This window comes from Corallococcus sp. AB038B, assembly GCF_003668955.1.
Taxonomy (GTDB): Bacteria; Myxococcota; Myxococcia; order Myxococcales; family Myxococcaceae; genus Corallococcus; species Corallococcus exiguus.
Map to the genome: position 1 here is coordinate 802,211 of NZ_RAWO01000001.1, position 13,732 is coordinate 815,942.

Genomic DNA, 13,732 nt, shown 5'->3' on the forward strand with positions numbered 1-13,732 from the left:
TCAGGGAATCTGCATGCCCCGCTGGACGGCGGGACGGCTGCCCACGCGGTGCAGGTACTGGAGGATGTTGGGCATGTTGTTGAAGAGCTCCGGGAAGAAGTCCCGCGAACCCTTCAGCCACGGGTACGTGGCGATGTCCGCGATGGAGTACGTGGTGGCCAGGTAGTCCCGCGACGACAGCTGCTGCTCCACCACGCCCAGGACGCGCTTCGCCTCGGCCTCGAAGCGGTCGATGGCGTAGGGAATCTTCGCGGAGGCGTAGCGCCCGAAGTGGTTGAGCTGGCCGAGGGTGGGTCCCAGGCCGCTCATCTGGAACATCAGCCACTGCGTCACTTCCGCCTTGCCGCGCGGATCCGCTGGCATCAGCGCGCCCGTCTTCTCCGCCAGGTACAGCAGGATGGCGCCGGACTCGAAGAGGGCGAACGGCCGTCCACCCGGCGCGTCGTGGTCCACGATGGCCGGAATCTTGTTGTTGGGATTGATGGCCAGGAACTCGGGCTTGAACTGCTCGCCCTTGGAGATGTCCACCGCGTGCGTCTTGTAGGGGATGCCCAGCTCTTCCAGGGCGATGGAGATCTTGCGGCCGTTGGGGGTCTTGAACGTGTACAGGTCGATCATGCCTTCACTCCCGTGAGCTCTTCGCTCACCTGCCAGAGCCGCTCGGCGAGCGCTTCGTCCCGGGCAGCGGACGACGGCTTCGCCTTGCGGCATTTGATGAAGTATTCGCCGCTGACGCCCGCCACCTCCGGTGACGACGCCAGGTAGATGGAGGTCCTCGCGCCCTTTTCGGGGGAGAGCATGAAGGGCGAGGCCAGCTTGATGAGGTGCTTGAAGAAGCCCTGGCTGTTGTGGCCGAAGCCCGTGGCCACCGCGCCGGGGTGCAGCGCGTTCGCGGTCACCTGCGTGCCGGCGAGCCGCTTCGTCAGTCCGCGCGAGAACAGGATGTTGCTGAGCTTGGCGTTGCCGTAGACGCGGATGCCGTCGTAGCGGCGCTTCTCCGTCTGCGGGTCGTCCAGGAAGTCCGAGTGCGCCAGCCGGTGGCCTTCCGAGGACACGTTGATGATGCGCGCCTGTCCACTCGCCACCAGCAGGTCACGCAGCAGGTGGGTGAGGAGGAAGTGGGACAGGTGGTTCGTGGCGAACGTGGCCTCGTAGCCGTCCACCGTCACCTGCCGCCGGTCGATGATGAGGCCCGCGTTGTTGATGAGCACGTCCAGCCGCGGGTGGCGGTCGCGGAACGCCTTCGCCAGGTCTCGCACGGCCTGGAGGGAGGACAGGTCCGCGAGCAGCGTCTCCACTCGCGCTCCGGGAGCGGCCTCGCGCACCGCGGCGACCGTGGCCGCCGTGCGGGCCTCATCCCTGCCGGACAGCACCAGCGTGGCCCCCCGCCGCGCCAGCGCCTTGGCTGTCTCCTGGCCAATGCCACCGGTGGCCCCGGTGATGAGGCACACCTTGCCGTCGAGACGGTCTTCGGGAAGCCCTGCCGCCATGGGACGCGTCCTCCTGGAATCCGGGGACGCGTTCTATACGCTCCCCGCCTTCCCCGCGCAGGAGAACCTGCCAGGGAGGCGGCGGCGGGTGGCGTCAGGCGTCAGGTGGAGGCCTGGCTGATGTCCTCGGCCTGACGGCCCCGGCGGTTGCCGCCCTTGGGGGGCATGGTGGCGCCCGCGCGCGCGTCGCCGTTGAGGTGGCTCTCCAGGAACCAGAGGTCCTCCTCGGTCTCGCCCAGGGTCTGGGTGAGGATGTCCGCGGTGACGGGGTCGTTCACCTCGTCGGACTTGTTGATGCCGTCGCGGAGGCTGGCGGCGTAGCGGCCCACGCGCTCGACCAGCGCGCGGATGTGGGCCTCGCCGTCCACGGCCTGCAGGTCGTATTCGGGCAGCTGGCTGTTGTTGGTGGCCAGGCGGATGGTGCCCTGGGCGTAGCCGCCCAGCGCGCCCGCACGCTCGGCGTAGGAGTCCGCGTGCTTGCGCGCGTGCTTGGCCACTTCGTCGAAGAGCAGGTGGCGGCTGTAGAAGTGCGTGCCGCGGATGTTCCAGTGGGCCTGCTTCACCTGCCAGTGCAGGTCGACGGCGTTGGCGAGCAGCGTGTTGAGCATGTCGATGAGCTCTTCGCGCGCGTCCTGGGGAAGGTTCACGTGGCTGGTCGTGTACATGGTCCTGGTCCCTCGCTGGTGGGGTGCGCGCGGCAGGCCGTCGGCATGACGTCTCGGCGCTTCCCACAGGGTGGGGATGGGCCGTGCCCTTGGCCATGGCGCGGCATATTTCGCCTGGCCGCCCGGCTGGCTCGAAGGGCGGGCGGCCGGGCGGCGTGGATCAGCCCACGTCGGGGGCGGTCAGCCGGGCGGCGACCTCCGTGGCGGCGCGCTCGCCGGACTCCACCGCGCCGTCCAGGTAACCACAGCCTTCGATGGCCGTCTCGGTGCCCGCCCAGTGCACGCGGCCGAACGGCGCCCGCAGCGCGTCGCCAATGGCGGTGAGGGTGCCGGGGCGGGGGAGGCCCACGTAGCAGCCGGTGCTGAACGCCTCCTGCTTCCAGTCCAGCGCCGCGATGGCCACGGGCGACAGGGCCTGGGGGCCGAAGAAGCGTGCGAAGTCCGCGAGCGCCGCGCGGTGGATGTCTTGCTCGGGGCGGCCGGTCCACGCGCGCGCGGTGTCGCCCAGGAAGAAGCCCACGAGCGCGGGGTGGTGGCCGTGCGGGCCGCAGTCATCGAAGCACAGGCGCACCGGGCCCGCGTCGCTGACGGCCTCGCCGGACAGGCCCGCTTCGCGCCAGAAGGGCGTGGCGTAGGTGGCCACGACCTTGATGACGCTGCCCATGGGGATGTCCGCGTGCGCGCGGCGGCGGCCCGGCGGCAGGTCCGCGCCAAAGTCGATGCGCTCCGCGAGCGCGGGCGGAGTGGCCACCACCGCGTAGCGAGCGCGGAAGGTCCGGCCATCCTCCGTGGTGGCGGTGACGCCGCGAGCGTCCTGGAGCAGGGCCTTCACGGGCGCGGAGAGGACGACGCGGCCCTCGGGCAGTCCTTCCGCCAGCCGCCGTGAGAGGGATTGCGCCCCGTCCACGAAGCGCTCCGCCTGGGCGCCGCCCTCGATTTCGGTGAGCGGCATGAGGCCGCCGTTGGAGTGCACGTAGGAGAGGAAGTGCAGGAAGGACAACTCGGAAGGCTCGGCCGCGAACACCGCGCGGGTGGCGATGTCCAGCGCGGCACGGGCGCCCCAGGTGGGCACGTGGCGCTGCTTCCAGTCCTCCACGGTGAGGGCGTCCCACTCGACGGCCTTCAGCGCGGCGGCGGGCTTCTCACGAGGGACGCGCTTCGCCAGTCCATCCAGCTTCCAGATGATGCGCTGCAAGTCCAACAGCGACAGGAGGGGCAGGGACGGGACCTTGCCCTGATACGTGCGGCGCTCGCCGCGAAGCTCCAGCACCTTGGTGCCCTGATGGTGCTGGGGGAAGCGCTGGAGGCCCAGGCCATCCGCGAGCTTGAGCACGTGGCGCTGCTTGGGGCCCACCCACTGACCGCCCAGGTCCACGAGTCCGCCGCCCAGCTCGCGGGTGAGGGTGCGGCCGCCCACGCGGTCTCGCGCCTCCAGCACGGCGACGGTGGCGCCGGTGCGAGCGATGTCCCGGGCCGCGGTGAGTCCCGCGACGCCCGCGCCGATGACGACCACGTCCGCGCTATCACCCATAGGTCCGCGGACTCTATGCCGGAAGCGCTGGGTGGCTAGGATGCGCGCGGGACGTCAGCAGGGAAGGGTGGAGGACCGGATGTTCGCGTTGGAGATGGTGGAGAAGGTGCGGCAGGTGTCGCCGGGCGCGGCGAACGCGCTGACGACGTTGGCGGTGAAGAACATCGTCCCGTTGGCGGCGGCCATGGGCTACCGCGTGGATGAGGTGACGGACGCGCGCGTGAAGGCGACGGTGCCGCTGAACCGCAAGACGAAGAACCACGTGGGCAGCGTGTACCTGGGCGCCCAGGTGACGGTGATGGAGCTGACGATGGGCGTGATGCTCTTCCGCCGCTTCCCGCCCAGCCAATACAAGATGCTGGTCAACCGCATGGAGGTCGCCTTCCACGCGAAGGCAAAGACGGCGGTGAGCGCGGTGTGTGAGCCGGGGGATGAGCTGCTTCAGAAGCTCGCGTCGGAGCTGCGCGCGACGGGCGACAAGGCGGAGGCGTGGATTCCGGTGCGCCTGCTGGGCACCGACGGCCAGTGCGTCGCCGAATCGCGCTTCCTGGCCGTGTTCAAGCGCGGGTAGGGCCTACTCCAGCGGCGTGGGGAACGCGGGCAGCGCGGCGAAGTCCTCGGGCACGTGCTCGCGGATGACCCGGGCGTGGGTGTCCTTCGCCAGCGCCTCCACGCGCTTCATGGACTCCAGCGTCTGTTCGCGGCTGGCGTTGTAGACCGGCACCAGCTGCCGCTCGCGGGACTCTCGCAGCGGCCACAGGTCGCCGGTCAGCAGGACGGCGCCGGACTTCGCCGTCTTCACCAGCAGCACGGTATGGCCGGGCGTGTGCCCGGGCGCCTGGTGGATGGAGACGGTGCCATCGCCGAACACGTCGTAGGGGGCGTCGCCCTCGATGCGCACGGTCTTCGCCTGTTCCAGGGCGCTGTAGTGGGGGACCTCTCCGCGCCGGTGGGCCTGTTCGGAGAAGGCGCTGTCACGCTCTTCCGCGTCCACGATCCACGTCGAGCCCGCGAACAGGTTGGCGTTGCCTGCGTGGTCGAAGTGCAGGTGGGAGAACGACACGAACTCGATGTCGGCGGGGGAGAGCCCCAGCTCGCCGAGCGAGGCGGTGAGCTTCTTCTTCACCTCGAAGTGCACGGGCTGGCCTTGCGGACGCATGCCGTCCGGCATGTCCGCGATGCTTTCGGAGAGGCCGCTGTCCCAGAGCAGGTCTCCCTTCGGATGGCGGATCAGGTAACACGGAACGACGGTCTCGGCGGGCACGCCCTTCATCGAACCGTCGTCCGCCATGAAGCCGGAGTCGCCAAGCTCCACGCGGCCGCAGTGGATGGCGTAGAGCTTCACGCCGGGGGCGGCCGTGGAGGTCCGCGAAGCGGGGTTCGTGCTGGCGCAGGCGGTGAGCGCGAGACAGGCGGACCACAGGCGAAGGGTCTTCATGGGGCGGAAGCTAGCGCGTTGCTTCATCTTCCATCAGGAAGTCGCCAATGGTCTTCCACATCGCCTCGAACTGGGGGCGGCGGAAGCCGGAGCCGGAGATGAGCCAGTCCACGTGCGGGGGCTGGTGCGCTGGCTGGTCGAAGTGGCCAATGGCATCCAGGTGGTCCGCGCGCACCGCCGCCAGCACGCGGCCGTACACCTGCGAGCGCGTGGGCACGATGCCGTCACACGCGGTGGGGCCGGGCATGGCGCCATAGGCCTGCACCAGCGCCGCCGTCTGCGCGGGCGTGTGAAGGGGCAGCTGCGTGAGCGGCATCTTCTGCGTCTTGCCGTACACGAACGCGTAGATGGTGTGCGTGAGCTGCGCGTACGGATCCAGGCCCGCGGCCAACCGCGTGCGCAGGGACGGCGGCCGGGCCTGCGTCACCACGGAGCCGTAGCGCACGCCGGGCCGGTCATGCGTGCCGCCGTTGAACAGGTCGATGCCCTCCGGCGTGAGCTGGGGGATGAGCGACGTGTCACGGCCCACGTCCCACAGGAACTTCGTCACCGCGTCGCGCCGCTCGCTGGAGAAGTCGCCCAGGAGCTGGTCGAAGAGCTGATCCAGCAGCGTGGCCTTCCACCCCAGCTGATCATCCGCCCGCGCCATCAGGTGCCCGAAGCGGAACACCACGCTCAGTGGCAGCCGGCCAAAGCGCAGCACGTACATGGTGAACAGCGACAACAGCTTCAAGAGCTGCTGGCCGAAGAGGCCCAGGAAGAACGTGGCCAGCGGCGTGCCCGCGTGGGGCGCGGACAGCGTCACCACGGAGCGCACGCGGCGTGCGAAGGGCTCCAGCTCCAGCACGTCCGACACCTGCGCGCCGGGGGAGACGAACAGGCGGGCGTCCAGTCCGCCGGTGGAGTGGCCCACCAGGTGGATGGGGCCGTCGTCCCCGGAGGCCGTCTCGCTCACGGCCTTGAGCAGGTCCGCGGTGCGCTGGCGGATGGAGGCAGTGGGGTGCGAGACGATCGTCACCACCTCCGCGTCGATTCCCCGGCGGGCGAGGTCCTGCTTCAGGAACTCGTACGCGTGGCCGAAGTAGAGGAGCTCGCCCAGGTTGGTGAAGCCGAAGAAACCAGGGACGAGGTAGACGTGGTGCTTCACGGACATGGGTCGCCCATCATACCCCACGCTCCCCGGATGGGCTTGGAATACCCGGCGTCCCACGGGGTTGACGCGCGCCCGGACGCATTGACAAAACGGTCGCCCGTTTCCCCTACCCACGAAGGAAGACTCCCCGTGTACCGCAGACTGCTCGCGCTTGGCCTGCTGTCGTCCCTCCCCGCCGCGGCGGAAGAGGGCATGTGGACCTACGATGCCTTTCCCGCCGCGCAGGTGAAGAAGGCCTACGGCTTCGAGCCGACCCAGGCGTGGCTGGACAAGGTGCGCCTGGGCTCCGTGCGGCTCGCGGGAGGCTGCTCCGCCAGCTTCGTGTCGCCGGACGGCCTGGTGATGACGAACCACCACTGCGTGCGCAGCTGTATCGAAGAGCTGACGACCGCGAAGGACGACCTGCTGGCGAAGGGCTTCCAGGCGAAGACGGCGAAGGAGGAGCGGCGCTGTCCCAAGGTCGAAGCCAACCAACTGGTGGAGATGACGGACGTCACCGAGCGGATGAACGCGGCGACGAAGAGCCTGTCCGGCGCGGCCTTCAACACCGCGCTCAAGAAGGAGATGGCCGCGGTGGAGTCCGCGTGCACCACCGGCGCGGACGTGCGGTGCGACGTGGTGACGCTCTACAACGGCGGCAAGTACCAGCTCTACAAGTACCGCCGCTTCCAGGACGTGCGGCTCGTCTTCGCGCCCGAGTTCTCCATGGCGGCGTTCGGCGGGGACGCGGACAACTTCAACTTCCCACGCTACGGCTACGACGTGTCCTTCGTGCGCGTGTGGCAGGACGACGCGCCGGCCAAGAGCCCGGACTATCTGCCGTGGGCCAAGGAGGGCGCGAAGGAGGGGGACCTCGTCTTCGTCTCCGGCCATCCGGGCGGCACGGAGCGCAAGAGCACGGTGGCGGAGCTGGAGTTCCAGCGCGACGTGGCGCTGCCCCAGACGCTGCTCCAGCTGTCGGAGATGCGGGGCGCGCTGCGCGAGTTCACCAGCGCGTCGCCGGAGCGCTTCCGCGTGGCGCGCTCCAGCCTGCGCGGCGTGGAGAACGGACTGAAGGCGCTGAAGGGCCGGCAGGAGACGCTGGCGGACCCCGCGGTCCTCGCGCGCAAGCGGCAGGAAGAGGCGGAGCTGCGCAAGCGCATCGACGCGAACCCCCAGGCCAAGGCGCTGACGCAGGGCATGTGGGACGAGACGGCGCAGGCGCTGGACGCGTGGCGCCGGATGACGAACGACCACCGCATGAAGGGCGCGGGGGATGCGTTCCGCTCCGACCTGTTCTCCTACGCCCAGGCGCTGGTGCGCGCGGCGGATGAGTTGCCCAAGGCCAACGCGGAGCGCCTGCGCGAGTACACGGACGGCCAGCTGCCGGCGCTGAAGCAGCGGCTGCTGCGGGAAGCGCCCATCCCGGCGGAGCTGGAGACGCTGACGCTGACGTTCGGCTTCAACAAGCTGCGCGAGACGCTGGGCGCGGATGATCCGTTCGTGCGCCTGGTGCTGGAGAAGGAGGCCCCGGCGGACCTGGCGAAGGCGCTGGTGAAGGGCTCCAAGCTGGGCGACGTGAAGGTGCGCAAGGCGCTGCTGGACGGCGGCAAGGCGGCGGTGGACGCGTCGAAGGATCCGATGATCGTCCTGGCACGCAAGGTGGATGCGGAGACGCGCGCGTCGCGCAAGCGCTACGAGGACACGGTGGAGGCGGTGCTCAAGCGCAACGGTGAGCGGCTGGCGAAGGCGTACCTGCTGGTGAACGGCACGGCGGGCGCTCCGGACGCGACGTTCACGCTGCGGCTCAACTCCGGGCAGGTGAAGGGCTGGGATGACAACGGCAAGGCCGTGCCCGCGCTGACCACGTTCGGGGGTGCTTACGGGCGCGACACGGGCAAGGAGCCCTTCAAGTTGCCGGCGCCGTGGGTGAAGGCGAAGGGGAAGGTGCCGGACGCGACGCCGCTGGACATGGCGACGACCAACGACATCATCGGCGGCAACTCTGGCTCACCGGTGGTGAACCGGGACGGGCAGGTGGTGGGGCTCATCTTCGACGGCAACCTGCCGTCGCTGGGAGGCCGCTACCTCTACGTGCCGGAGACGAACCGCGCGGTGGCGGTGCACGGCGACGGCATCATGGCCGCGCTGGAGCACGTGTACGGCGCCACTCGCGTCGTCAATGAGCTGAAGGGCGCGCAGGCCGCGTCCGCGGCTCCGGCTCGCTGAGGGCGTTGACGCGGTCCTGAACCTGTCCGACCGTCGGACAGGTTCGGGACGGCTCAGCGTCCCGGGGGATTCCAGAGCCGGGCCTTTTCGGCGCGCTCCAGCAGGCCCTCCGCCTCCAGCGCGGCGCGCACCGACGGGATGTGGCCCCGGTGCGCCTTGAAGCGCTGGAGGAACAGCCGCACCCAGTGCGCTGGCGGTTCCTGCTGTCCCCAGGTGCGGACGGCGTTGCCCCAGGGATGCCGCGTCAGGGTGTCCAGGAAGGGAAGCACGTCATGCAGGCCCAGGAGCGGCCGGTGCGGCGGAAGTCCCTTCCCGGGCCAGGACCCCTGGTTGCGCGGCGCGGATGCACAGGCGTGGCGTTCTCGCAGGAAGCGGTTGAAGGTGCGTTGGCCGTCGGGCTCCTGGATGAGCGCGCGCAGAAGTCGCGCCTGCTCACCTCGATCCAACAGTGCCCCCTTGCGCCGCGCCTGCTTGTGCAGCCAGTAGCGATTGCGCCACGCCTTCTCGGTGGGATCCTCGAACGCGGGCGTGCGCTCCAAGTGGCCCAGCGCGTGCTCGCCGATGACGCTCCTGGGCAGCAGGCCCCGGATGTAGCCGGCGCGGGCCTCGCGCGGCATGTGGCGCGTGCGCGCGGTGGCCCAGCGGATGAAGGGATTCACCTTGTCACCGCCCTGCCGCCAGTACACCTGCTGGCGGATGGCCGTGTCCTCCCACGGCGCGCAGGGAGGCACGTCCGCCTCCAGGTCGTTGCACCGCAGCCACATCGCCAGCTCCTGGCGGGCCTCATTGCGGGCCACGCGGTGGATGTGCTTGCGCGCCTTGCGCGATTGCTTCCGGTGCTTCGACGGCAACAGCGAGCGCGCCATCTGCCGGATCTTCTCGTCTGAGTGGATCATCGCGCGTGGGCCTTTCGTGACCGGCGCGGACGTGGCTCGCGCCCATCACCTGACTCGCACTGGACGTCTCCCACCGCGACGCGTCGGGTGCAGGACAACCCCGGTCCAGAACCTCCCGGGTGCTTGGTGCGTCGCGTCAGGAAGTCGCTACCTTGGGGATGCGGACTTGAATCCGCCTCTGTCTTCGCACGGTTGCGTTCCCCGGAACGTCTCCGTCCGGGCGCCTTCCCGGGGTGGTTGGGAGTCGGCGCCCGACGTGCGGTAGCATCACGGTCGTCTCACGCCGGGGGGAGGGAGGATGCACGATGGTGGTGGAGGCCCCGGAGCCCCGGACGATGTCGGCCATCATGTTCACGGACATGGAGGCCCCTGCAGGTCAACGCTGGCGGGATGAGTCGCTACAACAAGCGCTGCATGAAGAGCAGGGCCAACTGGTGCGAGGACTGCTCGCTCGCCACGGTGGCCGCGAAGTGAAGCGGATGGAGGAGGGCGGCTTCCTCCTGGAGTTCGAGTCGGGCCCGCCCGCGGTGGCCTTCGCGCTGGAGTGGCGCGCCGCCGTGGATGCCCGCAACCGCGCCGTGCCCACCGAGCGTCGGATGTCCGTCCGCGCGGGCGCGCACCTGGGCATGGTGGTGCACCGCGACGGCGACATCTTCGGCGAGGGTGTCAACCTGGCGGCCCGCATCGAGTCCCTGGCGCGTCCTGGCACGGTCTACGTCAGCGAGACGCTGGCCGCGCAGTTGGAGGGACGGCTGACGGCGCCTCCCGTGAAGCTGGGCCGCAACGAATTGAAGAACATCCGGCTGCCGGTGGCGGTGTTCCGCATCGACTCGCCGGTGGAGGGCCGCGGCGAGCGGGCGCTCATGTCGCGCGTGCGTTCACTGCTGGGCCGTAAGCGCGAGCGCGCGGACGGTTGAAGCTGACTGCCGGACGCGCGGCGGTATGGTGCCGCGCCATGTCCGAGCTCACCCTGGTTGTTGGTTCCAAGAACTACTCCTCGTGGTCGCTGCGCCCCTACCTGGCCCTGGCCCACACCGGCCAGCCGTTCCGGGAGGTGCTGGTGCCGCTGGACACGCCGGAGACGGCGGCACTCATCGCGCTGCATTCGCCCAGCGGCCGGGTGCCGGTGCTCAAGCACGGCGACACGGTGGTGTGGGATTCGCTGTCCATCTGCGAGTACCTGGCGGAGGCCTTCCCGGAAGCGAAGCTTTGGCCGCAGGACAGCGCGATGCGCGCGATGGCGCGCTCGGTGACGTCGGAGATGCACTCGGGCTTCACGGCGCTGCGCACGAACCTGCCCATGGACCTCCTGGCGCGAAAGACGGTGCCGGGAGTGGACGCGCCGGGCGTGCACGCGGATATCGCGCGCATCCAGGCGCTGTGGGTGGGTTGCCGCGAGCGCTACGGAAAGGGCGGGCCCTTCCTCTTCGGCGCCTTCACCATCGCGGACGCGTTCTTCGCGCCCGTCATCACCCGCTTCGTCACCTACGGCATCCCGTTCCGCCCGGAGATCGCCGCGTACCGCGATGCGGTGCTGGGCCTGCCCGCGATGCTCAAGTGGACGGAGGCCGCCCACGGTGAGCCGCCGCTCGCTCGCTACCGGTAGGCTGGGAGGCCCTGCTGGCGGAGGGCGTTATGCAGCGCGGAGCTCGCCCAGGCGCTTGTGCATCGTTCGTCGCAGGAAGGTCGTGCCGCGCGTGTCGAAACCGATTTCTTCCAGGCGCTCCAGCCAGGGCTCCGCGCTGACGCACATCTTGTCGAGCATAGCGCTGACGGCCTTCGCGTTCACGCCATAGCGCTCGCCAAAAGCGATGAAGTAGGCGCGCCGGAGGTTGTCGTCGCGCCCCTCGAACTTCAGGGCCATGCGCTGATCGCCGTAGGGCAGAGTGGTGAGCAGGTCATAGGCGGGCGACAAACGGAAGCCATCATCAGGGCCATCCGCCAGGATGCTCACGTTCTTGGCGTGCAGGTCACCGTTTCCAATCAGGTAGCTGAACGCCACGAGCTGCAGGAAGCGCGCAATCTCGGGAACGGGCGCGGCGCAGTGCTCGCGCAGGCCCTCGGCGATAGCCGCGCACGTTAGGCGATACTTGTCACTGGGATAGCGATCCAAGAACTGACAGGCATCCTCCTGGTGGACGCGTCTAAGGCGTCGCTCGGCCTTCAGCCAGCTGCGATCGAAGCGTGCGACTAGCAGCCCGTCGTTCCTATCGCGGTCATGGACGAGCCTTGTGGTGGCGACACGCAGGCCGCACTGCTTCGCCATGCCCATGAAAAAGTGCTCGTTGCGCACGAGCTCGGGCTTGTCTCGTGGGTTGAGCTTCAGGATGTAGTCAGACTGTCCCGACGTGGAGACCGGAAAGGAGATTGTGGACGCAGAGATCTTCTCCTGGACGCCAGGGATCGTCGGCTCGGTGCTTTCTGTTCCCGTGAGGGGAAGACTCTTCGCAAAGAGGTCGGAGAAGAGAACGGACTCAGGCTTCCATTTCTCTCCTTGGTGCGCTGGTTCAGGGAGGGGTTGTCCACGGGGAATGATGGACAGGTCCCCAACGGTATCGGCCCCCGCTGCCATCAGCAGGCTAAGTAGGTCGTCCTCAGACGTCTTGGTGCGCTCAAGGAGGACCCGCATGCGCAGTCCTTCGGGAAGGAGCCCTGCGAAGTAAGTATGGAGGTTGGTTCCGAGGGTTTCGGTGCGGAGCCTCGAATAGGGCAAGTGAACAGCGATACCACCGGGCATGGCCTTGTTTTGTTCGAAGAAGTCCGCCGAGTACTCAAAGAAAGAGCCGTGAGCTGTTCGGGTGATGGAGCCCACGTGGGTGGATTCACGCCAAACCTCGGCGACCTCTACATCAGTCGGGCGAGTCATGACGTGCGATCGCTCGCCTGCAGGCGTCGTTGGACTGGCTCAATCACCAGACGGAGTCCCAGCACATGGAGGACATCCAGGAGCTTGTCCAGGCGCAAGGTTGCCTTCCTGCCATTCTCAACGTCATAAATGAAGACTGGTCCACACCCAGCCAGGACGCTGAGTTCTTGTTGGGTCAACCCAAGCTTCGTGCGTTGGGTCCTAACGGAATCTGCGAGGGACTGGAGCCAAGAGGCTTTACTTTGATCCATAGGTACAGGCTCTTGAAACCCATGTGATCGCATGGATTCCATGGTGGAGCATGCTGACTTGACCATTCGTCATGTCAACATCTATGCGATCGCATGGATTTCATGTCGGAGCATGCTGACTTGACCATCCGTCATGTCGATACCCATGTGATCGCATGGATTCCGTGCTGGGGACATGCTGACTTGACCATTCGTCATGTCGATACCCATGTGATCGCATGGATTTCATGCTGGGGACATGCTGACTTGACCATTCGTCATGTCGATACCCATGTGATCGCATGGATTTCATGCTGGGGACATGCTGACTTGACCATCCGTCACGTCGATACCCATGTGATCGCATGGATTTCATGCTGGGGACATGCTGACTTGACCATCCGTCACGTCGATACCCATGTGATCGCATGGATTCCATGGTGGAGCATGCTGACTTGACCATTCGTCATGTCAACATCTATGCGATCGCATAGATTTCATGTCGGAGCATGCTGACTTGACCATCCGTCATGTCGATACCCATGTGATCGCATGGATTCCGTGCTGGGGACATGCTGACTTGACCATCCGTCATGTCGATACCCATGCGATCGGATGGGCTCTGAACCCATCCGCTTCGGGGCTCATAGCCCCAGCGACTTCAGCTGCGCGTCGAACGCAGGGGCATCCGTGAAGACGTACCCGCGCAGTCCCAGCGTGCGGGCCGCGTCCACGAACTCCGGCAGGTCGTCGAAGAAGGCGGCCTCTTGCGGCGCGCAGCCCGCCTTCTGGAGCGCGAGCTGGTAGATGGCCGGCTCCGGCTTCACGTGCCCCACCTCGCAGCTCATCACCAGCGCGTCGAAGCGCTGGAGTACGGGCAGCAGGGGCTTCAGGTAGGCCACGTGCAGCGCGTTGGTGTTGGACACCAGCACCAACTTCACCCTCCCGACCAGCCCCTCCACTCGCGGCAGCACCGCGTCGTGCACCTTGAAGTGGCTGCTCCACATGGGCGCGAACTCTTCCATGGGCAGGTCCACGCCCAGCGCGCCGCAGACGTCCTTGCGGATGCCCTCCGCGTCCAGCAGGCCCCGGTTCGCCGCCGTCCAGCCCGCGCCGGTGAGCCGCCTCGCGGCTTCCTGCGGCTCCAACCCCGCCCGCGCCGCGAGCCTCGCGAAGAGCAGCGAGTTGTCGTGGAACACCAGCACGTTGCCCAGGTCCAGCAACACGGCCTTCACGGCGGACACGGTGACTCCTG

15 protein-coding genes are annotated in these 13,732 nt (G+C 68.1%); 5 read left to right on the forward strand and 10 right to left on the reverse strand.

Features of this window, described 5'->3' with window-relative positions; all coding sequences use genetic code 11:
- From D7Y04_RS03425 to D7Y04_RS03440, 4 genes are all read right to left on the reverse strand, one after another.
- Entirely contained in the window at positions 1 to 618 is a 618-nt protein-coding gene (locus D7Y04_RS03425) for a glutathione S-transferase family protein (protein ID WP_121758292.1), read from the reverse strand.
- The gene (locus D7Y04_RS03430; RefSeq protein ID WP_121758293.1) at positions 615 to 1,490 is read right to left on the reverse strand and encodes an SDR family oxidoreductase; all 876 of its coding nucleotides are present in this window, start codon (positions 1,488 to 1,490) and stop codon (positions 615 to 617) included. Before D7Y04_RS03430 ends, D7Y04_RS03425 begins: the two co-directional genes overlap by 4 nt.
- A 101-nt stretch (positions 1,491 to 1,591) precedes the next feature.
- Positions 1,592 to 2,155 (reverse strand): DNA starvation/stationary phase protection protein Dps, encoded by a 564-nt coding sequence (dps, locus tag D7Y04_RS03435; protein WP_121758294.1) that lies wholly within the window; start codon positions 2,153 to 2,155, stop codon positions 1,592 to 1,594.
- Between the two features lie 160 nt (positions 2,156 to 2,315).
- Complete coding sequence (locus tag D7Y04_RS03440) at positions 2,316 to 3,686, reverse strand: FAD-dependent oxidoreductase (RefSeq protein WP_121758295.1); 1,371 nt, start codon at positions 3,684 to 3,686, stop codon at positions 2,316 to 2,318.
- A 40-nt stretch (positions 3,687 to 3,726) separates the two neighbouring features.
- On the opposite strand from D7Y04_RS03440, the gene D7Y04_RS03445 reads away from it, so the two are divergent.
- A complete protein-coding gene (locus D7Y04_RS03445; protein ID WP_167547800.1) occupies positions 3,727 to 4,257 on the forward strand; it encodes a DUF4442 domain-containing protein in 531 nt (176 codons plus the stop codon).
- A 3-nt stretch (positions 4,258 to 4,260) separates the two neighbouring features.
- On the opposite strand, the gene D7Y04_RS03450 is transcribed toward D7Y04_RS03445, so the two are convergent.
- Both D7Y04_RS03450 and D7Y04_RS03455 read right to left on the reverse strand, forming a co-directional pair.
- A complete protein-coding gene (locus D7Y04_RS03450) occupies positions 4,261 to 5,124 on the reverse strand; it encodes an N-acyl homoserine lactonase family protein (protein WP_121758296.1) in 864 nt (287 codons plus the stop codon).
- A gap of 10 nt (positions 5,125 to 5,134) precedes the next feature.
- Positions 5,135 to 6,277, reverse strand: coding sequence for a triacylglycerol lipase (locus D7Y04_RS03455; RefSeq protein ID WP_120597272.1), 1,143 nt, complete (start codon positions 6,275 to 6,277; stop codon positions 5,135 to 5,137).
- 129 nt (positions 6,278 to 6,406) lie between these two features.
- Here D7Y04_RS03455 and D7Y04_RS03460 point away from each other — a divergent pair, with 129 nt between their 5' ends.
- A complete protein-coding gene (locus D7Y04_RS03460; RefSeq protein ID WP_121758297.1) occupies positions 6,407 to 8,485 on the forward strand; it encodes a S46 family peptidase in 2,079 nt (692 codons plus the stop codon).
- 53 nt (positions 8,486 to 8,538) lie between these two features.
- Here the strand turns inward: D7Y04_RS03460 and D7Y04_RS03465 are convergent, their stop codons facing one another.
- Positions 8,539 to 9,381, reverse strand: coding sequence for a hypothetical protein (locus D7Y04_RS03465; RefSeq protein WP_121758298.1), 843 nt, complete (start codon positions 9,379 to 9,381; stop codon positions 8,539 to 8,541).
- A 305-nt stretch (positions 9,382 to 9,686) separates the two neighbouring features.
- Here D7Y04_RS03465 and D7Y04_RS03470 point away from each other — a divergent pair, with 305 nt between their 5' ends.
- Complete coding sequence (locus D7Y04_RS03470; protein ID WP_120597268.1) at positions 9,687 to 10,298, forward strand: adenylate/guanylate cyclase domain-containing protein; 612 nt, start codon at positions 9,687 to 9,689, stop codon at positions 10,296 to 10,298.
- A gap of 38 nt (positions 10,299 to 10,336) precedes the next feature.
- Positions 10,337 to 10,987, forward strand: coding sequence for a glutathione S-transferase family protein (locus D7Y04_RS03475; protein ID WP_120597267.1), 651 nt, complete (start codon positions 10,337 to 10,339; stop codon positions 10,985 to 10,987).
- 27 nt (positions 10,988 to 11,014) lie between these two features.
- Here D7Y04_RS03475 and D7Y04_RS03480 read toward each other — a convergent pair whose 3' ends face one another.
- Together D7Y04_RS03480 and D7Y04_RS46690 are read right to left on the reverse strand one after the other, a co-directional pair.
- Positions 11,015 to 12,247, reverse strand: coding sequence for a type II toxin-antitoxin system HipA family toxin (locus D7Y04_RS03480; protein WP_121758299.1), 1,233 nt, complete (start codon positions 12,245 to 12,247; stop codon positions 11,015 to 11,017).
- The gene (locus tag D7Y04_RS46690) at positions 12,244 to 12,564 is read right to left on the reverse strand and encodes a helix-turn-helix domain-containing protein (RefSeq protein ID WP_368666411.1); all 321 of its coding nucleotides are present in this window, start codon (positions 12,562 to 12,564) and stop codon (positions 12,244 to 12,246) included. The genes D7Y04_RS03480 and D7Y04_RS46690 overlap by 4 nt, the downstream gene beginning before the upstream one ends.
- 36 nt (positions 12,565 to 12,600) lie before the next feature.
- Between D7Y04_RS46690 and D7Y04_RS43950 the strand changes: the two genes are divergently transcribed.
- Positions 12,601 to 12,936, forward strand: a complete 336-nt coding sequence (locus D7Y04_RS43950) for a hypothetical protein (RefSeq protein WP_158627445.1) — start codon at positions 12,601 to 12,603, stop codon at positions 12,934 to 12,936.
- Positions 12,937 to 13,121: 185 nt separating this feature from the next.
- Here D7Y04_RS43950 and D7Y04_RS03490 read toward each other — a convergent pair whose 3' ends face one another.
- Positions 13,122 to 13,721 carry an HAD family phosphatase gene (locus D7Y04_RS03490; RefSeq protein ID WP_121758301.1) on the reverse strand — a complete coding sequence of 200 codons (600 nt, stop codon included), beginning with the start codon at positions 13,719 to 13,721 and terminating at the stop codon, positions 13,122 to 13,124.
- Positions 13,722 to 13,732: the final 11 nt, after the last annotated feature.

Excerpts from the sequence above, each read along its gene's own strand:
- D7Y04_RS03465 (WP_121758298.1), bottom strand. The coding sequence starts at position 9,381 with ATGATCCACTCAGACGAGAAGATCCGGCAGATGGCGCGCTCGCTGTTG.
- D7Y04_RS03475 (WP_120597267.1), top strand. The coding sequence starts at position 10,337 with ATGTCCGAGCTCACCCTGGTTGTTGGTTCCAAGAACTACTCCTCGTGG.
- dps (WP_121758294.1), bottom strand. The coding sequence starts at position 2,155 with ATGTACACGACCAGCCACGTGAACCTTCCCCAGGACGCGCGCGAAGAG.
- D7Y04_RS03450 (WP_121758296.1), bottom strand. The coding sequence starts at position 5,124 with ATGAAGACCCTTCGCCTGTGGTCCGCCTGTCTCGCGCTCACCGCCTGC.
- D7Y04_RS03425 (WP_121758292.1), bottom strand. The coding sequence starts at position 618 with ATGATCGACCTGTACACGTTCAAGACCCCCAACGGCCGCAAGATCTCC.
- D7Y04_RS46690 (WP_368666411.1), bottom strand. The coding sequence starts at position 12,564 with ATGGTCAAGTCAGCATGCTCCACCATGGAATCCATGCGATCACATGGG.
- D7Y04_RS03455 (WP_120597272.1), bottom strand. The coding sequence starts at position 6,277 with ATGTCCGTGAAGCACCACGTCTACCTCGTCCCTGGTTTCTTCGGCTTC.
- D7Y04_RS03480 (WP_121758299.1), bottom strand. The coding sequence starts at position 12,247 with ATGACTCGCCCGACTGATGTAGAGGTCGCCGAGGTTTGGCGTGAATCC.
- D7Y04_RS03470 (WP_120597268.1), top strand. The coding sequence starts at position 9,687 with ATGGTGGTGGAGGCCCCGGAGCCCCGGACGATGTCGGCCATCATGTTC.
- D7Y04_RS03440 (WP_121758295.1), bottom strand. The coding sequence starts at position 3,686 with ATGGGTGATAGCGCGGACGTGGTCGTCATCGGCGCGGGCGTCGCGGGA.
- D7Y04_RS03445 (WP_167547800.1), top strand. The coding sequence starts at position 3,727 with ATGCGCGCGGGACGTCAGCAGGGAAGGGTGGAGGACCGGATGTTCGCG.
- D7Y04_RS03430 (WP_121758293.1), bottom strand. The coding sequence starts at position 1,490 with ATGGCGGCAGGGCTTCCCGAAGACCGTCTCGACGGCAAGGTGTGCCTC.
- D7Y04_RS43950 (WP_158627445.1), top strand. The coding sequence starts at position 12,601 with ATGTCGGAGCATGCTGACTTGACCATCCGTCATGTCGATACCCATGTG.